At 68.0% G+C, this 25482-nt stretch carries 24 protein-coding genes and 3 pseudogenes; 18 read left to right on the top strand and 9 right to left on the bottom strand.

The annotated features are described in order from the left end of the window. The first annotated feature begins 2 nt into the window (after nt 1-2). From ribH to WG902_RS00095, 9 genes are all read left to right on the top strand, one after another. Nucleotides 3-467 (top strand): 6,7-dimethyl-8-ribityllumazine synthase, encoded by a 465-nt coding sequence (gene ribH / locus WG902_RS00135; protein ID WP_340057845.1) that lies wholly within the window; start codon nt 3-5, stop codon nt 465-467. Continuing rightward, nucleotides 464-940, top strand: coding sequence for a transcription antitermination factor NusB (gene nusB, locus WG902_RS00130; protein WP_340057844.1), 477 nt, complete (start codon nt 464-466; stop codon nt 938-940). The genes ribH and nusB overlap by 4 nt, the downstream gene beginning before the upstream one ends. Beyond that, nucleotides 940-2124 carry a pyridoxal phosphate-dependent aminotransferase gene (locus WG902_RS00125; protein WP_340057843.1) on the top strand — a complete coding sequence of 395 codons (1185 nt, stop codon included), beginning with the start codon at nt 940-942 and terminating at the stop codon, nt 2122-2124. Before nusB ends, WG902_RS00125 begins: the two co-directional genes overlap by 1 nt. 124 nt (nt 2125-2248) lie before the next feature. Continuing rightward, nucleotides 2249-2632 carry a tol-pal system-associated acyl-CoA thioesterase gene (gene ybgC, locus WG902_RS00120; protein ID WP_445263639.1) on the top strand — a complete coding sequence of 128 codons (384 nt, stop codon included), beginning with the start codon at nt 2249-2251 and terminating at the stop codon, nt 2630-2632. Then, the gene (gene tolQ, locus WG902_RS00115; RefSeq protein WP_340057842.1) at nt 2629-3321 is read left to right on the top strand and encodes a protein TolQ; all 693 of its coding nucleotides are present in this window, start codon (nt 2629-2631) and stop codon (nt 3319-3321) included. The genes ybgC and tolQ overlap by 4 nt, the downstream gene beginning before the upstream one ends. Next, nucleotides 3321-3746, top strand: a complete 426-nt coding sequence (locus WG902_RS00110; RefSeq protein ID WP_340057841.1) for a biopolymer transporter ExbD — start codon at nt 3321-3323, stop codon at nt 3744-3746. The genes tolQ and WG902_RS00110 overlap by 1 nt, the downstream gene beginning before the upstream one ends. 18 nt (nt 3747-3764) lie before the next feature. Then, nucleotides 3765-4727, top strand: coding sequence for a cell envelope integrity protein TolA (gene tolA, locus WG902_RS00105; protein WP_340057840.1), 963 nt, complete (start codon nt 3765-3767; stop codon nt 4725-4727). 270 nt (nt 4728-4997) lie between these two features. Beyond that, nucleotides 4998-5780, top strand: coding sequence for a TauD/TfdA dioxygenase family protein (locus WG902_RS00100; RefSeq protein ID WP_340057839.1), 783 nt, complete (start codon nt 4998-5000; stop codon nt 5778-5780). Continuing rightward, entirely contained in the window at nt 5777-6994 is a 1218-nt protein-coding gene (locus WG902_RS00095; protein ID WP_340057838.1) for a rhodanese-like domain-containing protein, read from the top strand. Before WG902_RS00100 ends, WG902_RS00095 begins: the two co-directional genes overlap by 4 nt. Before the next feature lie 85 nt (nt 6995-7079). Here the strand turns inward: WG902_RS00095 and dnaE are convergent, their stop codons facing one another. Beyond that, nucleotides 7080-10544, bottom strand: coding sequence for a DNA polymerase III subunit alpha (dnaE, locus tag WG902_RS00090; RefSeq protein WP_340057837.1), 3465 nt, complete (start codon nt 10542-10544; stop codon nt 7080-7082). Between the two features lie 56 nt (nt 10545-10600). On the opposite strand from dnaE, the gene WG902_RS00085 reads away from it, so the two are divergent. Beyond that, entirely contained in the window at nt 10601-11350 is a 750-nt protein-coding gene (locus WG902_RS00085) for a sulfurtransferase (RefSeq protein ID WP_340057836.1), read from the top strand. 124 nt (nt 11351-11474) lie between these two features. Here the strand turns inward: WG902_RS00085 and WG902_RS00080 are convergent, their stop codons facing one another. Genes WG902_RS00080 through WG902_RS00065 form a run of 4 tightly spaced genes read right to left on the bottom strand, consistent with a single transcriptional unit; the run spans nt 11475 to nt 14160 of the window. Next, the gene (locus WG902_RS00080) at nt 11475-12368 is read right to left on the bottom strand and encodes a pirin family protein (RefSeq protein ID WP_340057835.1); all 894 of its coding nucleotides are present in this window, start codon (nt 12366-12368) and stop codon (nt 11475-11477) included. Between the two features lie 9 nt (nt 12369-12377). Continuing rightward, the gene (locus WG902_RS00075) at nt 12378-12932 is read right to left on the bottom strand and encodes a flavodoxin family protein (protein ID WP_340057834.1); all 555 of its coding nucleotides are present in this window, start codon (nt 12930-12932) and stop codon (nt 12378-12380) included. A gap of 37 nt (nt 12933-12969) precedes the next feature. Next, the gene (locus tag WG902_RS00070) at nt 12970-13425 is read right to left on the bottom strand and encodes a DoxX family protein (protein ID WP_340057833.1); all 456 of its coding nucleotides are present in this window, start codon (nt 13423-13425) and stop codon (nt 12970-12972) included. A gap of 30 nt (nt 13426-13455) precedes the next feature. Then, entirely contained in the window at nt 13456-14160 is a 705-nt protein-coding gene (locus tag WG902_RS00065) for a pirin family protein (protein WP_340057832.1), read from the bottom strand. 106 nt (nt 14161-14266) lie between these two features. Here WG902_RS00065 and WG902_RS00060 point away from each other — a divergent pair, with 106 nt between their 5' ends. Genes WG902_RS00060 through trmB form a run of 3 tightly spaced genes read left to right on the top strand, consistent with a single transcriptional unit; the run spans nt 14267 to nt 16802 of the window. Continuing rightward, the gene (locus WG902_RS00060) at nt 14267-15214 is read left to right on the top strand and encodes a LysR family transcriptional regulator (RefSeq protein ID WP_340057831.1); all 948 of its coding nucleotides are present in this window, start codon (nt 14267-14269) and stop codon (nt 15212-15214) included. Next, complete coding sequence (gluQRS, locus tag WG902_RS00055) at nt 15211-16086, top strand: tRNA glutamyl-Q(34) synthetase GluQRS (protein WP_340057830.1); 876 nt, start codon at nt 15211-15213, stop codon at nt 16084-16086. The genes WG902_RS00060 and gluQRS overlap by 4 nt, the downstream gene beginning before the upstream one ends. A gap of 14 nt (nt 16087-16100) precedes the next feature. Then, nucleotides 16101-16802, top strand: coding sequence for a tRNA (guanosine(46)-N7)-methyltransferase TrmB (trmB, locus tag WG902_RS00050; RefSeq protein WP_340057829.1), 702 nt, complete (start codon nt 16101-16103; stop codon nt 16800-16802). 104 nt (nt 16803-16906) lie between these two features. Here trmB and alaS (WG902_RS00045) read toward each other — a convergent pair. Beyond that, nucleotides 16907-18370: pseudogene (gene alaS / locus WG902_RS00045) on the bottom strand (alanine--tRNA ligase); the annotation flags it as partial. 360 nt (nt 18371-18730) lie between these two features. Further along, nucleotides 18731-19882 (bottom strand): annotated as a pseudogene (gene alaS, locus WG902_RS00040) (alanine--tRNA ligase); the annotation flags it as partial. A gap of 101 nt (nt 19883-19983) precedes the next feature. Between alaS (WG902_RS00040) and WG902_RS00035 the strand changes: the two are divergent. The 3 genes from WG902_RS00035 to ltnD all read left to right on the top strand — a co-directional run bounded on the left by WG902_RS00035 (nt 19984) and on the right by ltnD (nt 23252). Beyond that, on the top strand, nt 19984-21315 hold the full coding sequence (locus tag WG902_RS00035; protein WP_340057828.1) for a PQQ-dependent sugar dehydrogenase: 1332 nt from the start codon (nt 19984-19986) through the stop codon (nt 21313-21315). Between the two features lie 130 nt (nt 21316-21445). Further along, the gene (locus WG902_RS00030) at nt 21446-22282 is read left to right on the top strand and encodes a mechanosensitive ion channel family protein (protein ID WP_340057827.1); all 837 of its coding nucleotides are present in this window, start codon (nt 21446-21448) and stop codon (nt 22280-22282) included. A gap of 73 nt (nt 22283-22355) precedes the next feature. Beyond that, nucleotides 22356-23252 carry an L-threonate dehydrogenase gene (ltnD, locus tag WG902_RS00025; RefSeq protein ID WP_340057826.1) on the top strand — a complete coding sequence of 299 codons (897 nt, stop codon included), beginning with the start codon at nt 22356-22358 and terminating at the stop codon, nt 23250-23252. A 36-nt stretch (nt 23253-23288) separates the two neighbouring features. Here the strand turns inward: ltnD and WG902_RS00020 are convergent, their stop codons facing one another. Next, the gene (locus WG902_RS00020; RefSeq protein WP_340057825.1) at nt 23289-23492 is read right to left on the bottom strand and encodes a DUF3606 domain-containing protein; all 204 of its coding nucleotides are present in this window, start codon (nt 23490-23492) and stop codon (nt 23289-23291) included. A gap of 303 nt (nt 23493-23795) precedes the next feature. Between WG902_RS00020 and WG902_RS00015 the strand changes: the two are divergent. After that, nucleotides 23796-24137 (top strand): annotated as a pseudogene (locus WG902_RS00015) (RNA recognition motif domain-containing protein); the annotation flags it as partial. Nucleotides 24138-24158: 21 nt separating this feature from the next. Then, nucleotides 24159-24431 (top strand): translation initiation factor IF-1, encoded by a 273-nt coding sequence (gene infA, locus WG902_RS00010; RefSeq protein WP_340057824.1) that lies wholly within the window; start codon nt 24159-24161, stop codon nt 24429-24431. Between the two features lie 70 nt (nt 24432-24501). On the opposite strand, the gene WG902_RS00005 is transcribed toward infA, so the two are convergent. Further along, nucleotides 24502-25347 carry a calcium-binding protein gene (locus tag WG902_RS00005; protein ID WP_340057823.1) on the bottom strand — a complete coding sequence of 282 codons (846 nt, stop codon included), beginning with the start codon at nt 25345-25347 and terminating at the stop codon, nt 24502-24504. Nucleotides 25348-25482: the final 135 nt, after the last annotated feature.

Raw genomic sequence — 25482 nt, 5'->3', positions numbered from 1 at the left:
GAATGTTTGGTGCAGACAAGGGCCCGGCCAACCGGCTCGATGGCAAGGACCTGGCGATCGGCATCGTGCAGGCCCGCTTCAACCAGGGCGTGACCAACGTGCTGGCCAAGGCTTGCTGGGACACGCTGCTGGAGCACGGCGTGCTGGAAAAGAACATCGAGCACGTCCAGGTGCCGGGCGCGCTGGAAGTGCCCATCGCGCTGCAGGCAATGGCCGAACGGGGCGGCTACGACGCGCTGATCGCGCTGGGCTGCATCATCCGTGGCGAAACCTATCACTTCGAGCTGGTTGCCAACGAGTCGGCCGCAGGCGTGACCCGGGTTTCGCTGGATTACCAGTTGCCGATCGCCAACGCGATCCTGACCACCGAGAACATGGCGCAGGCCCTGGCGCGGCAGGAGGACAAGGGCTGCGATGCGGCGCGCGTCGCCATCGAGATGGCCAACTTGCTGGAATCGATCGGATGACGACCGACGCTCCCCGCAAGACATCGTCCAAGCCGCCGCGCAGCCGCGCCCGCGAATTCGCGGTGCAGGCGCTGTACCAGCACCTGGTCGGCCGGCAGGACGCCGAGTCCATCGACCAGTTCACCCGCGGCCTGTCCGGCTTCCACAAGGCGGACTCGGTGCATTACGACGCGCTGCTGCATGGCTGCATCCGCGAATCAGCGCAGCTGGACGAGCTGATCCTGCCGCTGCTCGATCGCAAGCTGGCCGAGATCTCCCCGATCGAACACGCGGTGATGTGGATCGGCGCCTACGAAATGCTGCACGCGCCGGACGTCCCCTGGCGCGTCGTGCTCAACGAATGCATCGAGCTGGCCAAGGAGTTCGGCGGCACCGACGGCCACAAGTATGTCAACGGCGTGCTCAACGGCCTGGCGCCGCAGCTGCGCCCGGCGGAAGTGGACGCGGACCGCGCCTCGGGCAAGGCACGCTGATGAGGATTTCGCGGCGGGCGGAGCGGATCGAGCCGTTCTACGTGATGGAGGTGGCCAAGGCCGCCCGCGAGATCGCGCGCGACGTCGCCCGCAGCGACACGCCGATGATCTTCCTGAACATCGGCGAGCCGGACTTCACCGCGCCGCCGCTGGTGCAGGAAGCGGCGCAACGCGCCATCCGCGGCGGCGCCACGCAATACACGCACGCCGTCGGCCTGGACGCGCTGCGCGAGCGCATCAGCGGGTGGTACACCGAGCGCTTTGGCGTCGATGTGCCGGCCCGGCGCATCGTCATCACGGCCGGCGCCTCGGCGGCGCTGCAGCTGGCCTGCCTGGCGCTGATCGAGGCCGGCGACGAAATCCTGATGCCGGATCCGAGCTACCCGTGCAACCGGCATTTCGTGAGCGCGGCCGACGGCGACGCCGTGCTGGTGCCCACCACCGCCGCGGAGCGCTACCAGCTCACCGCCGCCAAGGTGCAGGAGCACTGGACGCCGCGCACCCGCGGCGTGCTGCTGGCGTCGCCGTCCAACCCCACCGGCACCAGCATCCACCCCGACGAATTGCGGCGCATCCACCACCTGGTGCAAAGCCGCGGTGGCATCACCCTGCTGGACGAGATCTACCTCGGCCTGAGCTACGACGACACCTTCGGGCACACGGGGCTGGCGATCGACGACCACGTCATCAGCATCAACAGCTTCTCCAAGTACTTCAACATGACGGGCTGGCGGCTCGGCTGGATGGTGGTGCCGGACGCCCTGGTGCCCGTGATCGAGCGACTGGCCCAGAACCTGTTCATCTGCGCCAGCACCATTTCCCAGTACGCCGCCCTCGCCTGCTTCGAGCCGGAAAGCATCGCCGAGTACGAGCGCCGGCGCGCCGAATTCCGCGCCCGCCGCGACTGGTTCATCCCGCAACTGCGGTCGATGGGCCTCCAGGTGCCGGTGATGCCCGACGGCGCTTTCTATGCCTGGGCGGATTGCGGCGACGCCGCGCGGCGCCTGGGCGTCGACGGCAGCTGGGACTTCGCTTTCGAAGCCATGCGGCGCGCGCACGTCGCCGTCACGCCGGGCCGCGACTTCGGGCACGCCGAAACCAGCCGTTTCGTCCGCTTTTCCACCGCGAGCTCGATGGCGCAGTTGCAGGAAGCGGCGGCGCGGCTGAAAGGACTCCTCGGATGATGCAGAGCGCCGCACGGCCGCCCGAAGGCGCTCGCCCCCTCCGCTTGCGGAGGGGGGAGGAGATGGCCGCGAAGCGGACGATCCTGGGGGAGGTGGTCTGATTCACCCGGTCTTTACATGGCCGGTGCGCGTCTATTGGGAAGACACGGACGCGGGTGGCATCGTGTTCTACGCCAACTACCTGAAGTTCTTCGAACGCGCGCGCACCGAGTGGCTGCGCGCGCTGGGCGTGGACCAGGGCCGGCTGAAGGAACGGGTGGGCGGCATGTTCGTCGTCAGCGAAACTTCGGTGCGCTATCTCGCGCCCGCGCGGCTGGACGATGAACTTCTTGTTACGGCCCAGCTCGAAGCAGCAGGCCAGGCGTCTCTGATAATCGCGCAGCAGGCCCGGCGCGGCGACACGCTGTTATGCAAGGGCACCATCCGCATCGGCTGGGTCGATGCGCAAACCTTGCGGCCCGGCCGCATCCCGCACGACATCCTCGATGTGCTGAACCACAAGGCATGAACCAGAACCTATCGATCCTCCAGCTCGTGCTGGGCGCCAGTCTCGTCGTGCAGCTGGTGATGCTGCTGCTGCTCATCGTGTCGGTGGCCAGCTGGGCTGCCATCTTCCGCAAGCTGTTCTCGCTGCGGCGGGTGAACGCGCTGAACGACGATTTCGAACGCGACTTCTGGTCGGGCACCAGCCTGAACGACCTGTTCTCCGCGGCTGCCCAGAACGCCAAGCTCGCCGGCCCCATGGAGCGCATCTTCGCCTCCGGCATGCGCGAATACCAGAAGCTGCGCGAGCGCCGCATCGGCGATGCGGCCACGCTGCTCGATGGCGCGCGGCGCGCCATGCGCGCCAGCTACCAGCGGGAGATGGACACGGTGGAGACCCACCTGTCGTTCCTCGCCTCGGTCGGCTCGGTCTCGCCTTACGTGGGCCTGTTCGGCACCGTGTGGGGGATCATGCATGCCTTCACCGGCCTGGCCAGCCTGCAGCAGGTGACCCTGGCCACCGTGGCGCCAGGCATCGCGGAGGCGCTGGTGGCCACCGCCCTGGGCCTGTTCGCCGCGATCCCCGCCGTGGTGGCGTACAACCGCTTTGCCCGTGACATCGACCGGGTGGCCATCAAGCTGGAGACCTTCATCGAGGAGTTCTCCAACATCCTGCAGCGCAACCTGGGCGCCTCGTCCGCCTCGGGGCACTGATGCCTTCCGTCAGCCAGCGTGGCCGCGGCCGCCGCACCATCAACGAGATCAACATGGTCCCGTTCATCGACGTGATGCTGGTGCTGCTGATCATCTTCATGGTGACCGCGCCGCTGATCGCACCCAGCGTGATCGACCTGCCGAGCGTGGGCAAGGCGAAGACCCAGCCGGACAAGGTGGTGCAGGTGATCGTCTCCAGGGACGAGACGCTGGAAGTCAGGAGCGGCGACAAGTCACAGCCGATGAACCTCAAGGACATCGCACCCGCCGTGCTGCAGGCGCAGTCCGGGCAAGCCGCGGGCAGCGTGGCGGTGGTGATCAGCGCCGACCGCAACGTGAAGTACGAAACCGTGGTCAAGGTGATGGACACGCTGCAGCGCGCCGGGGTCGAGCGCGTCGGCCTGTCCGTCCAGCTCGCGCCGTAACGACAAGCGCAGGTCCGCATGCACGCCACCGCCGACCGCCTCGACTTCGCGCCGCCGCCGCAGCCGGGCCTCACACGCGCCCTGGGCCTGGCCGTGGTGGCGCACCTGCTCCTGGCCGCCGCGCTGATGCACGGACTGCGATGGAAGACCGACACGCAGGCCACGGTGGCCGAGGCCGAACTCTGGTCCAGCGTGCCACGCCAGGCAGCCCCGCGCGAAGTCGTGCAGCCGCCTCCGCCCCCACCTCCTCCGCCGCCACCCGTGGTCCGGGCGCCGCCGCCACCGCCGCCGGTGGTGAAGACGCCACCGCAACCGGAACCGCCGGTGCAGCGCCAGGCGGACATCGCCCTGGAGCGCGAGAAGCAGCGACGCGAGCGGGAGCTGGAACGGCGCGAACTGGAGAAGCGCGAAGCCGCGAAGCGGAAACAGGAGGACCTGGCACGCGAGCGTGACCAGCGCCGCAAGCTGGAGGCCCAGAAGAAGCAGCGCGAAGAGGACCTCGCGCGCAAGAAGGAAGAACAGGCGCGCGCCGTCGCCGAGGCGAAGCGCAAGGAAGAAGCCGATCGCAAGCGCCAGCAGGAACAGCAGGCCCGGGAGGCGCGCGAAGCGCAGCGGGTGGCGCAACAGCGCGAAGAAAACATGCGGCGCATCCAGGGCATGGCCGGTTCGGGCGCACCCGATGCGACCGGGAACGCCGCGCGCTCCTCCGGCCCGTCCGCCAGTTGGGGCTCCCGCGTGCAGGCACGCGTGAAGCCGAACATCGTGTTCAGCGACGACAGCCCGGGCAACCCGGAAGCGGTGGTCGAAGTGCGCCTGGCGCCGGACGGCACCATCGTCAGCCGGCGCATCAAGAAGGCGAGCGGCAACAAGGCTTGGGACGATGCGGTGCTGCGCGCCCTGGACCGCACCGAAGTTTTGCCGCGCGACACCGACGGGCGCGTGCCACCCGGCGGCGATCTCGTCTTCCGCCCACGCGGTTGACCGCCCATCCGCGACGCACGGGGCTTTTTGTTGCGCGCGCTTTGGGGAGCGCACCCATCGCCGCGTACGCACCGGGCTTACGGTGGCGCTGCAGGCCTTGGTTCGCCTGACTCCAATGCTACTTTTTCGATAGCACGACCTGCAACCGCAGGTAAGTTGCGGCTGCGCCCGTGCGCTGCCCCTAGGCTGGCACGCTGCATCTGCTCACACTGGGTCAGCCCGGCCGTGGCATTCGAATGGCGGCGACGCGGCATGGATGGGAGGCTTTGCATGGTTCGACATACCCCGCTCTGCGCCAGTTTTGGTGCGGAGATCCACGGCATCGACCTGGCGCGCATCACGGCGCCCCAGTTCCATCTCCTGTATGCGCTCTGGAAGCGGCACCACGTGATCCTGTTCCGCGGCCAGCGGCTGGCCGACGGCGAGTTCGACCGGTTCGCGGCCCGCTTTGGCGAGATCGAAGCGCAAGCCGAGAGCGAGCGCGCGGACACCGAATGGCACGCTGCCGGCGCGTACCTGGAGCGGCCGCCGTTCGCGCACCTGATGCATGCGCCGCAGCAGGCCGCATGCACCGGCCTCTGGCTCGCGAGCCTGTCGGCCGCCCTGCGCTCGATGCCGACCGACCTGGCTTCACGGCTGCGCCGGCTGGCCATGCGCCATGCCGGCAGCCTGGCCATGGCGGAGCCCATCGCTTTCGGCCGCGTGGCCAACGACGGCCCCGTGCACGTGACGGGCAGCGTGCATCCGGTGATCGTCGTGCAGCCCGAAAGCGGCGAGCAGAGCCTGTATCTCGGCAACCGCCGCCAGAGCTGGTTCGCGGGACTGGCCCCCGACGAATCCGAGCGGCTGATGAACATCGTCTGGAGCTATGCCACGGCGCCCGCCGTCACGCTGCACCACGCATGGCAGCCAGGCGACGTGCTGCTCTGGAACAACCTCACCACGCTCCACCGGCACGACCCGCCGATGGCCGCATCCGCCCAGCCGCCTCGGCACGCACAGGTGCGCGGCCGCTACGTCCTCACTTCGCCGATTCAACAGGAGGCAGCATGAAACCGTCCAGGGTCATCATCGGGGCTGCACTGGCCCTCACGGGCCTCGCGGGGCAAGCCGCCACGGCGCAGTCACCGGCCGCGGGCGCCCCGGCCGTACTGCGCGTGCTGGTCAATCCGGGGGACAGCAGCGAGCAGTCCCGCTATGCGCTGTACACGGCGTGGCGAGCCGCCGTGGAGCAGGCGTTGCGCAAGCAATCCGGTGGCGGCGTCCATGTCGCGCTGTCGACCGATGCGACCGCGGACCTGGGCTCCACGCGGGCGGGCGTCCACGACATCTTCGTCGGCCCCGCCCACGTCGTGGGCAGCGCCGTGCGTTACGGCTACGTGCCGGTGGTGGGGTTGGGCCGGCCGGTGCAGGCGGTGCTGGTGACGCTGCGCGACACCGACATCGCGGACCTCACCCATGCGAAGGGCAAGCGCCTGGGGCTCCCGCTGCAGGACAGCGTGGTGACGTACCTGGTGCGCGGCGAAGTGAACGCCGCCAACACCAGCATCAAGCGCCACTTCTCGTCGGTCTACGAGACGCGCTACCAGGACGCACTGCTGCCGTGCCTGCAGGTGCGCCGCTGCGACGTGGTGGCCGTGGAGAAGGCCGTGTTCGACCGCTGGGTGGCCGCCGGCGAGCCGGTGAAGGCGGTGATGCAGTCCAAGCCGGTGCCCGGCCTCAGCGTCGCCATCCGCAAGGGCGCGCGCACCAGTCCCGACGCGCTTCGGGATGCGCTGGCGGACGCCGCGCCGTTCGCGGAGCTGATGCGCCTCGAGAATGCGCGCTCCGTCGCCCACACGGCCGATGACTTCAAGTACGTGGCCACGCTCGGGTACTTCACCCCGCGCGCGTTGCCCGGCGCCACGGTCGTCGACGCGCCGAAAGTGGCGCAGTTGCTGCAGGCCGGTGCGACCTACGTGGACACCCGCACGGAGGTCGAATTCAAGGCCGGCCAAGTGCCCGGTGCGATCCTGGTGCCGTACCACGAGAAGAGCGCCAAGGACGCCGATTTCGACGCATCGCAGGACAAGTTCGAGGTCGAGCGGCTGGGCGCCGACCGCAATGCGGAACTGGTCTTCGCCTGCAACGGCCCCGAGTGCTGGAAAAGCTTCAAGGCCTCGCAAGCCGCGATGAAGGCGGGCTACCGCAGGGTGTACTGGTTCCGTGGCGGCTTCCCGGAGTGGCGCAGCTCCGGCATGAAGTTCGACGTGGCGGCAGCGCAGTAGCACAGGTGGGGTGCGCGTTGCGCAACCCGCCCTACGCGGGCGTCCGTAGGGCGGGTTCGCGCCAGCGACCCCGCCGAACCCCGGATCAGCTCTCGTAGACGATCTGCGCTTGCCCGCCGTGGGCCTGCGCCATCCAGCTGGCCAAGGCGGCGTCGCTCGGGAAGAACTTGGCCTGCTCTCCCAGCTGCAATTCGGCCTGCGCCGCGTCGCGCTGCACCAGCAGGCGCACGCCGAGGCCGCGCACCAGCTCGCCTTGGTCCGACAGCTCCCGCCGCGCGGGGAAGTCGCGCAGCAGGCGCTGGATGTCCGGCACCTGGCCGTTGACGGCCACCCTGAGGTACTTGCCGAAGCGGCAGCGGGCGGTCGCCAGGTCCCAGATCTGGCTGATGTTCAGGCGGAAGCCGCCCGAAAAGCGGTCGGGCTGCATCTTGGCCATCACCACGATCAGCTCGTCGTCCTTGAACCAGGCACGGTGCGGGTTGAACACGCCCTCGTCGGCCGCCGCCTCGATCGTGTCCGTCTTGTCGTCCAGCTTGAACAGCGCCAGCTTGCCGCGTTGCCCGTTGATCACCCGCAGGTCGTTGACGATGCCTGCCAGCAGCAACGGCTCACGCGTGTCGACCAGCTCGTCGATGCGGCGCCGGGCGAAGCGGCGCACCTCGCGCTCCACCTCGTCGAACAGGTGACCCGAGAGGTAGAAGCCGATCGCCGTCTTCTCCATCGACAGCCGCTCCTTCACGCCCCAAGGCATGGCGTCCACCAGCTCCGGCTCGACGTGGCTGGCCGCGTGGGAGTCGCCCATGTCGAACAAGCCGCCCTGGTTGGCATTGGCGTCGGCGGCATTGGCGAAATCGAAGGCGCGGTCGATGGAGGCCGCGAGCGCCGCCCGGTTCATGTTCAGCGTGTCGAAAGCGCCGGCCTTGATCAGGGCCTCGACCGAGCGCTTGTTGATGCGCGTGCGGTCCACCCGGCAGCAGAAGTCGTACAGGCTGGTGAAAGGCCCGCCCTCCTCCCGCGCGGCGACGATGGCCTCGATGGCGGACTGCCCCGTGCCCTTGATGGCGCCCAGCCCGTAACGCACCTGCTTGCTGGAGATCGGCTCGAAGCGGTGGGTGCCGCGGTTCACGTTGGGCGGCTCGAAGGTGATGCCGAAGTTCTTGACGGCATCCTCGAACAACACCTTGAGCTTGTCGGTGTTGTCCATTTCGATGGTCATGTTGGCGCAGTAGAACTCCGCCGTGTAGTGGACCTTCAGCCAGGCGGTGTGGTACGCCAGCAGCGAGTAGGCGGCGGCGTGCGACTTGTTGAAGCCGTAGCCCGCGAACTTCTCCATCAGGTCGAACACCTCGTCGGCCTTGGCCTGCGGGATGCCGTGCGTCTGTTCGGCACCGGCGCGGAAGCGCTCGCGGTGCTCGGCCATCTCCTCGGCCTTCTTCTTGCCCATCGCCCGGCGCAGCAGGTCGGCGCCGCCCAGCGAGTAGCCGCCCAGGATCTGCGCGGTCTGCATCACCTGTTCCTGGTAGACCATGATCCCGTAGGTCTCGCTCAGCATCCCGGCGACCGCGGGGTGCGGGTACTCCACCACCTCGCGGCCGTGCTTGCGTGCCACGAAGCTGGGGATCAGGTCCATCGGGCCCGGGCGGTACAGCGCGTTCAGGGCGATCAGGTCTTCCAGCCGCGTCGGCCGGGCGTCGCGCAACATGCCCTGCATGCCGCGGGATTCGAACTGGAACACCGCCTCGGTCTTGCCGTCGGAGAAAAGCTTGTAGGTGTGCGCGTCGTCGAGCGCGATCTTTTCGAAGGTGAAGTCCTCCTGCCCCGGGTGGCGTCCGGCGATCAGCTTGCGCGCCTGCTCCAGGATGGTCAGCGTCGCCAGGCCCAGGAAGTCGAACTTCACCAGGCCCGCGGCTTCCACGTCGTCCTTGTCGTACTGGCTGACGGCCGAGTCGCTGCCCGGCTGCTGGTACAGCGGGGTGAAGTCCGTCAGCTTGCCCGGCGCGATCAGCACGCCGCCCGCGTGCATGCCGACGTTGCGGGTCATGCCTTCGAGCTTCTGCGCCAGGTCCAGCAGCGTCCTGACCTCGTCCTCGCGCTGGTAGCGCTCCGCCAGGATCGGCTCTTGCTTGAGCGCGTCGGCGATCGTGATGTGCACGCCCGGCTTGTTCGGGATCAGCTTGCTGATGCCGTCGCAGAAGGTGTAGCTCATGTCCAGCACGCGGCCGACGTCCCGCACGGCGGCGCGCGCGGCCATCGTGCCGAAGGTGGCGATCTGGCTGACCGCCTCGCGCCCGTACTTCTCCTTCACGTACTCGATCACGCGGTCGCGGTTGCCCTGGCAGAAGTCGATGTCGAAGTCGGGCATCGACACCCGCTCCGGGTTCAGGAAGCGCTCGAACAGCAGGTTGTACTGCAGCGGGTCCAGGTCGGTGATCTTCAGCGCGTACGCCACCAGCGAACCGGCGCCCGAACCCCGGCCGGGCCCCACCGGGCAACCGTTCTTCTTGGCCCAGTTGATGAAGTCGCCGACGATCAGGAAGTAGCCGGGAAAGCCCATCTTCAGGATGGTCCCGATCTCGAACTCCAGCCGCTCGACGTAACGCGCCCGCTCCTTCTCGCGTGCGGACTCCTCGGGGAACAGCTGCAGCAAGCGCTCCTGCAGGCCTTCGTGCGAGGCGAAGCGGAAGTACTCCTCGATCGGCATGCCATTGGGCGTGGGAAAGTTGGGCAGCCTGGGCTTGCCCAGCTCCAGCACGAGGTTGCAGCGCCGCGCGATCTCCAGCGTGTTGGCCACCGCCGACGGCAGGTCGGCGAACAGCGTCGCCATCTGCTGGGCCGGCTTGAAGTACTGCTCGCGGGTGAATTTGCGCACGCGCCGCTGGTTGCCCAGGATTTCGCCTTCGGAGATGCACACGCGCGCCTCGTGTGCCTCGTAGTCGTCTTCCTTGGTGAACTGCACGGGATGCGTGGCCACCACGGGCAGCTTCAGGCGCGCCGCCAGCTGCACCGCGGCCGCCACGTGCTGCTCGTCGTCGGGGCGGCCGGCGCGCTGCAGCTCGATGTAGAAGCGGTGGGGGAAGATGCCGGCCAATTGCAGCGCGACGTCGGCGGCGCGGCTTTCGTCACCCTGCAGCAGCGCCTGGCCGATCGGGCCGGCCTGCGCGCCGGACAGCAGGATCAGGCCTCCGCCCAGCTCCTGCAACCACTCCAGCTTGCACACCGCCTGCGCGCGCACGACATTGCCGATCCAGCCGCGCGCCAGGATCTCGCACAGGTTCAGGTAGCCTTGGTGGTTCTGGACGAGCAGCACCACGCGCGTGACCAGCGCGGCGTCCCCGCCCAAGCCCTGCAGCATGACCTCGCAGCCCACCACCGGCTTCAGCCCGGCGCCGCGCGCCTCCTTGTAGAACTTGATGGCCCCGAACAGGTTGTTCAGGTCGGTGATGGCCAGCGCCGGCTGCGCGTCCGCCGCGGCAGCCTTGACGATCTCCTCGATGCGGTTGGTGCCGTCGACGACGGAGAATTCGGTGTGCAGGCGCAGGTGGACGAACATGTTCCAGCCATTGTAGAAAATGCGCGCCCCTTGACATTTGCAGTGAAGCCAACCCCGTGAACAAAGTCCTCAACATTTCCGCCTACCGCTTTGTCGCGCTGCCCGACGCCGGCGCGCTGCGCGAGCCGCTCTTGCAGCGCGCCGAGGCGCTGGGGCTCAAGGGCACGATCCTGCTGGCGGAGGAAGGAATCAACCTGTTCCTCGCCGGAGCGCCTGCCGCGGTGCGCGACATGCTGGCCCATCTGCGGTCGGATCCGCGCCTGGCGGACCTCCAGGCCAAGGAAAGCTGGTCCGACACCGTGCCGTTCCGGCGCATGCGGGTCAAGCGCAAGCGGGAGATCATCCGCATGAACCACCCCGCCATCCAGCCGGCGGCCGGACGCGCACCTGCGCTGGACGCCCTCACGGTCCAGCGCTGGCTGGACCAGGGTCACGACGACGAGGGCCGCCCCCTGGTGATGCTGGACACGCGCAACGCCTTCGAGGTGGACCAGGGGACTTTCGAAGGCGCGGTGGACTGGCGGCTGGCGCGCTTCAGCGACTTTCCGCAGGCCTTGCAGGAGCACCTGCCCGACCTGCAGGGGCGCACCATCGTGAGCTTTTGCACCGGCGGCATCCGCTGCGAGAAGGCCGCGCTGGTGATGCGCGAAGCGGGCTTGCCGCAGGTGTGGCAGCTCGAGGGCGGCATCCTGAAGTACTTCGAGGAGACCGGCGGGGCGCATTTCCGCGGGAACTGCTTCGTTTTCGACGAGCGCGAGGCTCTGGATGGGCAGCTCGCGCCGGCCCAGGACGGGTCGGCGGGCTAGGCACCGGGGTTCACCGGGGTTCGGCTGCGCGCTCACCGCCGGCCTACGGGAGATAGCTGCACGCGAGAGTGCGCGCGACGCGGATTCGTAGGCCGGGGTGACGCAAGGAACCCCGGTGAGCCGCCTACGACCGCGGCTCCGGCGGCGTCAGAGGCGTCGGCGGCAGCGGGATGAACTCGTCATCTCCGGGCACCCGGCCCATGCGCATCGCCTGCCAGTCTTCGCTCGCGGCGAGGATGCGCTCCTTGCGGCTGGACACGAAGTTCCACCACATGTGGCGCGGCGCGTCGAGGGCGTCGCCGCCCACCACCACCAGCCGCACGTCACCGGCGGCCGTCAACAGCGCGTCTTCGCCGGGACGCAGCACCGCCATCTGCCGCTGCGGCAGCACCGCGCCGTCGACCGTCACGTCGCCCTCCACGGGATAGAGCGCCAGTTCACTTTCGAGCGCGGGCAATCGCATGCGGCCGCCGGCGGTCAGGCGGACATCGAGGTAGAGCGTGCGAGACAGCGCGGGCACGGGCGAGGCCAGCCCGAACGCCTCGCCGACCAGCACGCGCACGCGCGCATCGTCCACCGCGCCTTCCGGAATGGCGGATGCAGGCGTGTGCGAGAAGGACGGCTGCGCCTCCTCGTGCGCCAGCGGCAGCGCCGTCCACAGCTGCAAGCCGTGGTTGACGAAGGCCACGTCACGCAAGTGATCCGGCTTGCGCTCGGAGTGCACGATGCCCCGCCCCGCCGTCATCCAGTTGATGGCGCCGGGTTCGATCAGCTGCTCGATGCCCAGGCTGTCGCGATGCATCATCGCGCCCTCGAACAGGTAGGTGACGGTGGCCAGGCCGATGTGCGGGTGCGGCCGCACATCGTGGTTGAGCCCCGGTTGTTCTTCCGCCGGGCCGAAGTGGTCGAAGAAGATGAAGGGCCCGACACTGCGCCGCCGGGCATCGGGCAGGAACCGGCGGACGAGGAAGCCCCCGCCCAGGTCCTTCTGGTGGCCGCCGATCTGCAGGTCGATCATGGACGCGGCCTACCGGGCCCAGCGCGCGGCCGCTTCGGCGACGCGCTGTCCGAAGATGCGGCCGGTCTCCAGGTCGCCCGCTGACATGGCATCGGCGCCGGCGTCCGAAGGCGACTGCGCGATGGCGCCGCTGTACGACACCAGGTAGTTCACGTCGTCGCGTTTGGCGGCCTTGGTGTTGCTGGGCATCAGGCCCTGGCTCACCCACACCATGCCGTGCTGCATGGCCAGGGTGAACAGCGACGTCAGCACGCCCTGCTTGTCGCCGTTCATGCCCGCGCTGTTGGTGAAGCCCGCGGCGATCTTGTCCTTCCACTCCTGGGCGAACCAGGGCTTGGACGACGCATCGGCGAACTTCTTGAACTGCCAGCTCACGCTGCCCATGTAAGTGGGCGAGCCGAAGATGATCGCGTCCGCTGCCTTCAGCTCTTCCCAACCGCCGGCCGGCAGGTTGCCCTCGGCGTCGATCGCGAGCAGCCGGGCGCCGGCGCCCTCGGCGACGGATTGCGCCAGGCGCTGCGTGTGGCCGTAGCCGGAGTGGTAGACGACGACGACATTTGCCATGGAATTCCTGTGCGAATGATGAAAAGAACGAGGAGGATCAAGCGCGGCGGCGGCTGCCGTCCACGCTGTAGGCGCCCGCGCCGAACGCCGCGAAAGCCAGCACGCCACCGGCGATGGCCAGGTTCTTGTAGAAGTTCATCTTCTGCGCCATCACCTGCGCGGCTTCGACCGCCCAGTAGTTGTGGAAGATGAAGGTGATGACGATGATGAAGATGGCCATCAGCAAGGCGACCCAGCGCGTCTTGAAGCCGACCAGCAGCAGGATGCCCAGGCCCAGTTCGACGGCGATGGCGATCACGGCGCACACCTCGGGCAGCGGCACGCCCTTGGAGGCGATGTAGCCCACCAGTCCGGAGAAGCCGGCGATCTTGCCCCACCCCGAGGGAATGAACAGCAGCGCGATGAGCACGCGGCCGAGCAGCGCGAAAGCGTCTTGCGCCGGGGTCAGCGCGTAGTCGTTGGTCGAGGCGTAGGGGGAAGCGACGGTGGCCATGGGAACTCCAGTTGGGAAGGAAAAGAAAGATCAGTGGGCGGCGAGTTCGAACACCAGGACTTCGGCGTCCCGGCCTTCGGACAGCGTCAGCTGCGACTCGCCCTGCAATTTCGCCGCATCACCGGCCGCAAGACGCGTGCCGTTGACGGAGAGCTCGCCGCGCACCACGTGCACGTAAGCGGGGCGGGCAGGCTCGAGCTTCAGCGTCGCGCTTTCACCGCCGTCGAACAAGCCGGCATGCAGCCGCGCATCGGCGTGGATCAGCACCGAGCCTTCGGCGCCATCGGGGGAAGCGACCAGGCGCAGCTTGCCGCGCTTCTGCTCCTCCGGAAAACCCTTCTGCTCGTAGCCCGGCTCGATGCCGGTGACGTTGGGTTCGATCCAGATCTGCAGGAAATGCGTGGTCTGGTCCTTGGCGTGGTTGAACTCGCTGTGCATGACGCCGCGGCCCGCACTCATGCGCTGCACGTCGCCGGGCGGAATGCCCTTGACGTTGCCCAGCGTGTCCTTGTGCGCCAGCTCGCCGGACAGCACGTAGCTGATGATCTCCATGTCGCGATGGCCGTGCGTGCCGAAGCCGGTGCCCGGGGCGATGCGGTCCTCGTTGATCACGCGCAGGTTGCCGAAACCCATGTGCTCGGGGTCGTGGTAGCCGGCGAACGAAAAGCTGTGGAACGACTTCAGCCAGCCGTGGTCGGCGAACCCGCGTTCCTGGGACTTGCGCAAGGCGATCATGGTGAATTCCTTTGAATGAGCACCAATGTACGTGCCGGGAGGCGTGGAGAGAGCCAGTGCTATTTGATGGCATCATTCAAAAACTTTGAATCAGTGGGGTTGATTGATGGCCACGCCGCGGGACGTGCTGACGCCCGATTCCTTTGCGCTCGTGCAGGCCGTGGTGGCGCAAGGCAGCTTCGCCGGCGCCGCGCGCGAGCTCGGGCTGGTGCCCAGCGCCGTGACTTATCGCATCCGGCAGCTCGAGGATGCGCTCGACGTCCTGCTGTTCGACCGCAGCTCGCGCCAGGCCCGGCTCACGCCCGCCGGCAACGAGCTGTTGTGCGCCGGCCAGCAGCTGCTGCAGGACATCGATGCCATGGCGCACCGCGTCAAGCGCGTGGCCACCGGCTGGGAAGCCGAGTTCACCGTTGCCGTGGACACCGCGCTTTCACCGTCCACCGTGATGGAGCTGGCGGAATCCTTCTACGCGCTGCAGCCGACGACCCGGCTGCGCCTGCGCGACGAGTCGCTGGCCGGCACGCTCGAAGCGCTGACCACCGGGCGCGCCGACCTGGCGCTGGGCGTGGTGGTGGAGCCCGGCACGACCGCAGGCGTGCAAAGCCACGATCTCGGCGACTTGCACTTCATCTATGCGGTCGCGCCCCATCACCCGCTGGCCAGTGCGGCCGAACCGGTGCCGGACGAGGTGCTGATGAAGCACCGTGCCGTGGCCGTATCGGATTCGACCCAGCAACGCGGTACCGCGCTGACCATGGGACTGCTGCCCGGCCAGGATGTGCTGACGGTCTCCAGCATGCGCGCCAAGCTCGACGCCCAGGCGCGTGGTCTCGGCGGCGGCTTCCTGCCCGAGCCGCTGGCGCGCCCTTATCTCGAAGCCGGGCGGCTGGTTGCGCGCGACATCCAGCGCCATCCGCGGCGCGTGCTGCGCCTGAGCTATGCATGGCGCACCTCGGGCAACCTGGCGGCCGGCCGCGCGCTGCAATGGTGGCTGGAGCAACTGGACAGCGCCACCACGCGCTCGGCGCTGCTCGGGCGGCATCGTCCGGGATGAGCATGGTGTATCGGGGCCGCTTCGCGCCCTCTCCCACCGGGCCGCTGCATGCGGGATCGCTGGTCGCGGCGCTCGCGAGCTGGCTGGATGCGCGCGCACATGGCGGGCAATGGCTGGTGCGCATCGAGGACGTGGACCGGCCGCGCTGCGTGACCGGCGCCGACAGGCAGATCCTGCAGCAGCTCGCCTCTTGCGGGCTGGTGGCCGACGAGCCGCCGCAGTGGCAGTCGAGTCGCGACACGTTGTATCAGTCGGCGCTGGAGCGGCTGGTGTCGAACGGCCTGGCCTACCCGTGTGGCTGCTCGCGCAAGGACATCGAGGAGGCGCTGCGCTCGCTGGGGCGCGAGCGTCCGCGGCATGCCGAGCTGGTGTACCCCGGCACCTGCCGCGGCGGCCTGCAGGGCAAGCAGCCACGCGCCTGGCGCTTGCGCGTGCCGGCTGGCGAGGTGCGGTGGACCGATCGCCGCCTTGGGGACCAGCAGCAGGACGTGGCAGATCAAGTCGGCGACTTCGTCCTCAAGCGCGCCGACGGCCTGTTCGCGTACCAGCTCGCCGTGGTGGTGGACGACGCCGCCCAGCGCATCACGCACGTGGTGCGCGGCGAGGACCTCGCGGACAACACGCCGCGCCAGTTGCTGCTGCAGCGTGCGCTGGGCCTGCCCGCGCCCGTCTATCTGCACACGCCGCTGGTGTTGGGTGCGAACGGGGAGAAATTGTCCAAGCAGAACGGCGCCGCCCCGCTGGAGCTGGACGCTCCTGCAGTCGCGCTGGCCAACGCTGCGGCGGTGCTGGGCCTGACGGTGGCGTCAGGCGGCACTGTCGCGGACGTCCTGGCGCGCGCGGTCGCCGCATGGGGCGGGCGCTGGCGGTAGCGGACAATCCGGCCATGAGCGACAACGAGAACACGCCCGAGAGCGTGCGCTACCCGCGCGGCATCCGCAGCTATGTGCGCCGCGCCGGCCGCACGACGGTCGGCCAGGCCAAGGCGATCGAGTCGCTGGGGCCGCGGTACTTGCTGCCGTACCAGGCGCAGCCCGTGGATCTGGCGCAGGCGTTTGGCCGCGCCGCGCCGACCGTCCTGGAGATCGGTTTCGGCATGGGCGAGGCCACGGCGCACATTGCCGCGCTGATGCCGGAGACGAATTTCCTGTGCTGCGAGGTGCATCCACCGGGCGTGGGTGCGCTGCTCAAGCGCATCGGCGAGCTGGGCCTCACCAACATCCGCATCCTCGAACACGATGCGGTGGAGGTGCTGGACCACATGCTTGCGCCCGATGCGCTGTCGGGCGTTCACATCTTCTTTCCCGATCCGTGGCACAAGTTGCGGCACAACAAGCGCCGGCTGGTGCAGCCGCATTTCATCGCCAAGCTGTTGCCGCGACTGGCGCAAGGCGGATACATCCACTGCGCGACGGACTGGGAGCCTTACGCGCAGCAGATGCTGGAGGTGTTGTCAGCGGAGCCGGCGCTGAAGAACACCGCAGCCGGGTTCGCGCAGCGGCCCGCCTACCGGCCGCTGACGAAATTCGAGAATCGCGGGTTGCGGCTCGGGCATGGGGTTTGGGACGTGGTGTTCCGCAAGACTTGAGCGTCGGGGTTCGGCTGCGCCGCTCACCCCGACCTACAGGATCCAGGCCGGGACTTCGTAGGTCGGGGTGAGCGCGCGAAGCGCCGAACCCCGACATCGCAAGCTCACACCCGATCCGACACCCAGGCCTGCACCGAACTCAAAGCCGCTGCCAGCTTGCTCGCATCCGTGCCGCCCGCCATGGCCATGTCGGCCTTGCCGCCGCCCTTGCCGCCCACCTGCTGGGCGACGAAGTTCACCAGGTCGCCGGCCTTCACCTTGCCCATGCTGTCGGCGGTCACGCCGGCTGCCAGCTGCACCCTGGATCCGTCCACCGCCGCCAGCACGATGGCTGCCGTCTTGAGCTTGTCCTTGAGCTTGTCCATGGTGTCGCGCAGCGTCTTGGCATCGGCACCGTCCAGCCGGGCCGCCAGCACCTTGATGCCCTTGATTTCGACGGCCTGCGACACCAGGTCGTCGCCCTGCGAGGAAGCCAGCTTGCCCTTGAGCTGGGCCACTTCCTTTTCCAGCGTCCGCACCTGCTCGAGCACCTGCGCCACGCGCCCGTTCAGCTCGGTGGGCGAGGCCTTCAGCGAGCTGGCGACCGCCTGCACCGTGCCTTCCAGTTCCTGCAGGTAGTTCAGCGCATTGGCGCCGGTCACGGCCTCGATCCGGCGGATGCCGGCGGCCACGCCGCCTTCGCTGACCACCTTGAACATTCCGATGTCGCCGGTGCGCTGCACGTGCGTGCCGCCGCACAGCTCGCGGCTGCTGCCGATGTCCAGCACGCGCACCGATTCGCCGTACTTCTCGCCGAACAGCATCATCGCGCCCGTGGCCTTGGCCGCTTCGATGTCCATCACCCGCGCCTGCGTCGCGTGGTTGTCCAGGATCTCGGTGTTCACGCGCTTCTCGATCTCGCGCACCTGCTGCGGCGTGACGGGAGCGTTGTGCGTGAAGTCGAAGCGCGTCTTGTCGGCGTCGACCAGCGAGCCCTTCTGCTGCACGTGCTCGCCCAGGACCTCGCGCAAGGCCTTGTGCATCAGGTGCGTGGCGCTGTGGTTGCGCACGGTGGCGGCCCGCCGCTCCAGGTCGACCGCGGCCTTGACCCTGTCGCCGACTTTCAGCGTGCCCTGCGTCTGCACGCCGTGGTGGCCGAAGACGTCGGACTTGATCTTCTGCGTGTCCTGCACGCCGAACTGCACGCCCTCGGCCGCCAGCACGCCGCAGTCGCCGACCTGGCCGCCGCTTTCGGCATAGAACGGCGTGGTGTCCAGCACCACGACGCCCGGCTGGCCCTCCTCCAGTTGCGGCACCGGCGTGCCGTCCCTGTACAGGGCCAGCACCGTGGCCTGCTCTTCGAGCTTGTCATAGCCGATGAAGACGTTGCCCGCCCCGCCATATTCGAGCGCGCGGTCCATCTTGAACTTGCCCGCCGCGCGGCCGGCCGCCTTCTGCTTTTCCATGGCGGCGTTGAAGCCGGCCTCGTCGACCGACACGCCGCGCTCGCGGCAGACGTCCGCGGAGAGATCGAGCGGAAAACCGTAGGTGTCGTGCAGGGCAAACGCCACCTTCCCGTCGAGGATTCGAATTTCGTCGAGCCGCCGATGGTCGAAGAACTCCACGTCGACGGCATCGCTGCCCATGGCGGCCCGGATGTCTTTCTCGATGACAGCGGATTTTTCACCCAGCACCGCCACGATGGCCTTGTCGTACTGGCTCGCAGCGAAGCTGCCGGCAAACCGCTTCAGGTGCGCCACCATCTCCTCCTGCTTCTGGCCCGGCCTCGGACGCAGGATTTCGATCGCGAACGAGGCGCCGCTGTCGAAGTCCAGGACGGCATCGAACCGGTTGGTGTCCTTGCCGGAACTCTTCTGCCCTGCCGATTCGATGCCGATGTTCTGCGCACCGTGGTGGCGGCGCAGGTGCGCAAGCACCAGCCCTTCGTCACTCAAGGCCCGGTCCAGGATCTGCATTCCGGTGCCGAGCGTCTCGTAGAAGCGCTCTTCCTCCGCCTCCAGCACGTCCATCACCTTCTTCTCGGCGGCCGCCAGTTGCGGATAGGCCTCACCCATCAGCTTGACCAGCGTCGGCACCAGCTTGTGGAAGAAGGGCGTCTTCTGCCCCAGCTTGTAGCCGTGGCGGATAGCGCGCCGGATGATGCGGCGCTGCACGTAGCCCCGGCCTTCGTTCGACGGGATGACGCCGTCGGCCACCAGGAAGGAGGTGGCGCGGATGTGGTCGGCGATCACGCGCAGCGAGGGATTGCCCAGGTCCTGGGTGTGCGTCTCGCGCCCGGCGGCGGCGATCAGCGCCTCGAAGATGTCGATCTCGTAGTTGCTGTGCACTTTCTGCAGGATCGCCGCCAGCCGCTCCAGCCCCATGCCCGTGTCGACGCAAGGCGCGGGCAGCGGACGCAGCGAGCCGTCGGGCTGCATGTCGAACTGCATGAACACGTGGTTCCAGATCTCGATGTAGCGGTCGCCGTCCTGCTCCGGGCTGCCCGGCGGGCCGCCGGCAATGTGCGGGCCGTGGTCGTAGAAGATTTCCGAGCACGGGCCGCACGGGCCGGTGTCGGCCATCATCCAGAAGTTGTCGCTGGCGTACTTCGCGCCCTTGTTGTCGCCGATGCGCACCACGCGCTCCGGCGGCACACCGATCTCCTTGGTCCAGATGTCGTAGGCCTCGTCGTCGTCGATGTAGACCGTGGCCCACAGCTTGTCGGCCGGCAGTTTGTACACCTGGGTCAGCAGTTCCCAGCCCCACTTGAGGGAGTCGCGCTTGAAGTAGTCGCCGAACGACCAGTTGCCCAGCATCTCGAAGAAGGTGTGGTGCCGCGCCGTGTAGCCCACGTTCTCCAGGTCGTTGTGCTTGCCGCCCGCGCGCAGGCACGCTTGCACCGAGGCCGCGCGCACGTAGGAACGCTTGTCGCTGCCGAGGAACACGTCCTTGAACTGCACCATGCCCGAGTTGGTGAACATCAGCGTCGGGTCGTTGCCCGGCACCAGCGGGCTGGACGCCACCACCGTGTGGGCCCGGTCCTTGAAGAAATCGAGGAAGGTCTGGCGGATGTCGGCGACGGTGATCTTGGGGGTGCTCATGGAGTGTCCAGCTGAACCTTCGATTATAGGTTTCGCACCCTTTCTCTCCTGTTGCGGCGCTGGCCTACGCGTCGCGGCGGGTTCCGGCGGACACTCGCGGGATGGCCTCCCATCGTCCCCTCGTCCTCGTCCCGCTGCTGGCCGTGCTGGCCCTGGTTGCCTGCGCTGGCGGTGTCACGGCCCAATCGGCTCTGCCCGGCGTCGGCCCGCAACCGCAGTTGCCCGCGCCCCAAAAGAGCCTGCTGCCCACCCTCAGCATCGCGCCGGCTGAAGGCTGGCCCGACGGTGCGACGCCGCGCGCGCCGCAAGGCTTTCGCGTGACGGCCCTGGCCAGGGGCCTGGAGCATCCGCGCTGGGTGTACACGCTGCCCAACGGCGACGTGCTGGTGGCCGAGAGCAACAAGCCACCGCCGCAAGCGGGGGCGAAGAACGTGCATGCCGAAGGCATCCGCGGCAAGGTGATGGGGTGGGTGATGAAGCGGGCCGGCGCCGGCGTGCCCAGCGCCAACCGCATCACCTTGTTGCGGGATGCGGATGGCGACGGCGTGGCCGAAGTGCGCACCGTTTTTCTCTCCGGCCTGACGTCGCCGTTCGGCATGGCGCTGGTCGGCAACGAGCTGTTCATCGCCAACGCGGATGCCATCGTGAAGGTGCCCTACCAGCCGGGGCAGACCGCGATCTCCGCAACCCCGGTGAAGGTGACGGACCTGCCGGCGGGCGCCAACCACCACTGGACGAAGAACATCATCGCCAGCAAGGACGGCACCAAGCTGTACGCCACCGTGGGGTCGAACAGCAATGCGGGCGACAACGGACTGTCTTCCGAAGAGGGGCGCGCCGCGATCTGGGAAGTGGACCGTGCCACCGGCGCCAAGCGCCTCTTCGCCAGCGGACTACGCAACCCCAACGGCCTCGGCTGGGAGCCGCAGAGCGGCGCGTTGTGGACGGTGGTGAACGAGCGTGACGAGCTCGGCAACGACCTGGTGCCCGACTACCTGACTTCGGTGAAGGACGGCGGCTTCTACGGCTGGCCGTGGAGTTACTGGGGCGGCAATGTGGATGCGCGGGTGCAGCCGCCCAACCCGCAGATGGTCGCCAAGGCCATCGTGCCGGACTACGGCCTGGGTTCGCATGTCGCGCCGCTGGGCCTGGTGTTCTCGGACGCACGGATGCCGGCCAACTACGCCAGCGGCGCCTTCGTCGGCCAGCATGGGTCATGGAACCGCAAGCCGATGGCCGGCTACAACGTGGTGTTCATACCGTTCGCCAATGGCCGACCGGCCGGACCGCCGGTGGAATTCCTGTCGGGCTTCCTCGACGGCAAGGAGCGCGCACGCGGTCGACCGGTCGGCGTCGCCCTGGACGGCCGAGGTGCGTTGCTGGTGGCGGACGACGTCGGCAATGCGGTGTGGCGTGTGACGGCCGGGCCTTGAAGCACCCGGTCGAGCCGCCCGACACATCGTCACTCTCCTACAGCGCGCGCGGGACGCCACCGACGCGTTACAGAATGCGAAAGATTGACAGTGGGTGTTGGTTGCGCCTTCATCCACCGGAGATTCCCTCATGCCCACAGCAGTCACCCACTGGAGCGACGCCATGTTCACGTCGCTCGCCGCCGCCATGGCGCTCCTGTTCTCGGCCATCCCCAAGATCCTCGGCTTCGCGCTGATCCTGATCGTCGGCTGGTTCATCGCTTCCCTCATCGAGCGCGGCCTGGCCTCGTTGCTGCGCTCGATCCGCTTCAACGACCTGGCCGAAAAGGCGGGGCTGTCGGGGTTCGTGAGGAAGATGGGCATGAACACCGACGCGGCGGGACTGATCGGCCTGGTGGTGAAGTGGTTCGTGCGCCTGATCGCACTGGTGGTGGCTTTCGACGCGCTGGGCCTGCCGGCCGTGTCGGACGTGCTGCGGCAGTTGCTGCTGTGGCTGCCCAACGTGGTGGTCGCGCTGGTCGTGCTGGTGATCGGTGGCCTGGCGTCGCGCGCACTGAGCAACCTGGTGCGCGGCGCGGCAAGCGAAGCGGGCCTGTCGAACGCGGATTTCCTGGCGAAGGCTGCCGCGGTGGTGGTGTGGGCCTTCGCCGTGGTGGTGGCCGTCAACCAGCTGGGCATCGCCACGGAACTGGTCAACACCCTGTTCATGGCCATCGTCGGCGCGCTGGCCCTCAGCATCGGCCTGGCTTTCGGACTGGGCGGGCGCGACACGGCAAGCGAGATCGTGCGCAAGTGGTACGCCAAGGCCCAGGAGAAGTCGGGCGAGATGAAGCAGGTGGCGCAGAACATGGGCGATGCGGCCAAGTCCAGGCCATCGTCCGAGTGGCCCACGGGCGGTTACCCGCAGAGCGGCGGCTTGTCCGGCACGGGGCCGGCCGACAAGAAGCACGACGTCGAAGGCAGCTGAGCCCGCGTCGCGGCGAAACGAAAAAGGCCCTCCGGGGCCCTTTTTTCTTGGGATGATCCGGCAGGAGCATCCCATGACACAGAACAAGGCAGGACTGATCGGACTCGGCGCCATGGGCGCCGGCATGGCCGCGACCCTTCGACGCAACGGTTACCTCGTGCACGCTTGCGATGCACGGCCCGGCGTGGCGGCCAGTTTCGCCAGGGAGGGCGGGGTCGCCTGTGACTCACCCGCTGATGTGGCGAAAGCCTGTGCGATCGTCATCTCGGTGGTGGTGAATGCGCAGCAGACCGAAAGCGTGCTGTTCGGTGACGCGGGCGCCGCCGCGGCGATGGCGCCGGGCAGCGTCTTCGTCATGTGTTCGACGGTCGACCCCAACTGGTCGATCGCCCTGGAGCAGCGCCTCAACGCCGCCGGCATCCACTACATCGACGCGCCCATCTCCGGTGGCGCGGCCAAGGCGGCCAGCGGCCAGATGACGATGATGAGCTCCGCGAAGCCCGAGGCCTATGCGGCGGCAGGCGGCGTCCTCGACGCGATGGCGGGCAAGGTCTACCGGCTGGGCGACAAGGCCGGCGCCGGCAGCAAGGTGAAGATCATCAACCAGTTGCTCGCCGGCGTGCATATCGCGGCGGCCGCGGAGGCGATGGCGCTGGGGTTGCGCGAGGGCGTGGCGCCCGAGGCGCTGTACGAGGTGATCACGCACAGCGCCGGCAACAGCTGGATGTTCGAGAACCGCATGGCCCACGTGCTGGCGGGCGACTACACGCCGCTGTCCGCCGTGGACATCTTCGTGAAGGACCTGGGGCTGGTGCTCGACACGGCACGGGCTTCCAAGTTTCCGCTGCCGCTGGCTTCCACCGCGCACCAGATGTTCATGCAGGCGTCGTCGGCAGGCCATGCCAAGGAGGATGACTCTGCCGTGATCAAGATCTTCCCGGGCATCAAGTTGCCCGGTTCCCCGGCGTAGGTCGGGTTGCGCGCGAGCGCACCCCGACGCCTGAAGTCAGTTGCTCATCGGCCTTTCGGAAGACCGGCCCTTCAGGTGCTCCCGCACCTTGTCAGCCTCGTCTCCCACCGCGGCCACGGCCTCTTTCACTTTCTTCTCGCTCACGTTGAAGTGGCGTGCCCAGGCGCAAACGGCGTAATCGTAGGAAACGTCGACGCGTTCCTTGCGGGGGGAACGCTGGCGGCTCTGCAGGATGCTCATCGTCGTGACTCTCCGAAAACCTCATGCTATGCAGGCTCCGCGGCGCGGCTTGTAGGACCCGTGCCCACCCCTGAGACAGCAGAGGGGCGAATCTTTGTCACGCGGTTCACCCCCATTCACAGGCCGATAGCCGATTCCCGTGCGCCGGAATCGAATACGGGGCACAATAGGGGGTCGTTCGCGCTTCGGTGCGCGCGCGGCAGTTTGCGGTGAACAGTCAGTTTCGCGTTTTCGAATCAATCCCATGAGTTTGTGATTGCATCCGGGCTCCATCGCTTCCCTATCCTTTCTCTGGAGTCCCTGATGGGCAACAAACTTTACGTGGGCAACCTGCCCTATTCCTTCTCCGACAGCGACATGCAACAGGCCTTCGGCCAGTTCGGTACTGTCTCCAGCGCCAAGGTCATGATGGAGCGCGACACCGGTCGCTCCAAGGGCTTCGGCTTTGTCGAAATGAGCACCCCCGATGAGGCGCAAGCCGCCATCAAGGGCATGAACGGCCAGCAGATGGGCGGCCGTGGCCTGGTGGTCAACGAAGCACGTCCGATGGAGCCGCGCAGCGGTGGCGGCGGCGGCGGCGGTGGTTATGGCGGCGGCGGTGGTGGCGGCGGCGGTTACGGCGGCGGCGGCGGTGGTGGTGGCGGTTCCCGCCGGTATTGAGCGCCTATGGCCAAGGAAGAACTGATCGAAATGCGCGGCAGGGTCGAGGAAATCCTCCCCGACTCCCGTTGCCGCGTGAAGCTCGTCAACGGCCATGAGCTGGTTGCCTACACCGGCGGCAAGATGAAGAAGCACCGCATCCGCATCATCGCGGGCGACGATGTGACCCTCGAGCTGTCTCCGTACGACCTGACCAAGGGCCGCATCATGTTCCGGCACCTGCCGGAGCGGAAGCCCTTCGTGGGCGGTGGTGGTGCCCGGCCGCCGCAACGGCGCTGAACATTCGGTTCGCGATTCAGGAAAAAGCCCCGCACTGCGGGGCTTTTTTACGGGTGCTGGCAGCGTAGGGCTACAGCATCACGTCCGGGTCGGAAAGCCCCGCCACACCGGTGACCCGTATCGCGAACTCCGCGGCGGGATCGTTGTCGGTATTGCCGTACAACACCCCGTCGCGGAACTTCAGCTGCCCCGGCGCATTGAAGGCGCGCGCGGCACCGATGAATCCGGAGAACGCCTGGTCGCCGCCGGCCGCGGCGTTCGCATCGATGGTGCGAAGGTCGATCCTGTCGGCGCCCCGTTGAAAGTCTCCGATGACGTCCCGGCTGCCGGAGCTCAGCCCGGACTCCCCGACACGGTCCAGGTCGAAGATGTCGGCCCCCTCGCCACCGAACAAGCGATCCCCTCCGAGGCCGCCGGTGAGCACGTCCCTGCCGGCATCGCCGTACAGGATGTCGGCGCCTGCGAAGCCGAGGAGCCTGTCGTTGCCCGCATAGCCGCGCATGCGATCGGCGCCGTCCGAAAGAAAGAAGGTGTCGGCACCGGCCAGCATGCCCTGGATCAGCGCGAAGTCGTCAGCGGTGCCCGCGGTGTGCGCCGCGTTCCAGAGCGGGACGGCGCCGACGTTGATCCGCTCGACACCCCACACCGCCGCAAAGCTGCTGCCGTCCCGGGCCTCTTCGATGATGCCCGTGACGGTGCCGCCGGTGATCGTGTCGCCGGCCATGGTGATGCCGTGGCCGGCGAAAGTCAGGTACGAGGAACCGAAGTCGAACTCCAGCGAGTAAAGGTCCTCGTAGACGATGCCGTTGTAGGTGACGAAGACGTTGTTGTTGAACTCGTAGCCGGTGGCGTCCAGCGTATCGCTGAGGTTCAAGGCCCGGTAGTCGAACGGACGGTTGGCGAACAAGGTGGCCATGGTGGACTCCTTCGTCGCATGGGACGAGGGAATTCAAGCAGAGCCAGCCAGGGTCGTCAAATGAAGCAGCACCGCCAAAGGGGCTGTTCCTGGATGCTCGTCATGGAGCGGGCGATGGGAATCGAACCCACGTCT

This window comes from Ramlibacter sp. PS3R-8, assembly GCF_037572435.1.
GTDB lineage: Bacteria > Pseudomonadota > Gammaproteobacteria > Burkholderiales > Burkholderiaceae_C > Ramlibacter.
Note: the sequence above shows the minus strand (reverse complement) of the source record. Positions and strands in the feature narration are given on the sequence as shown.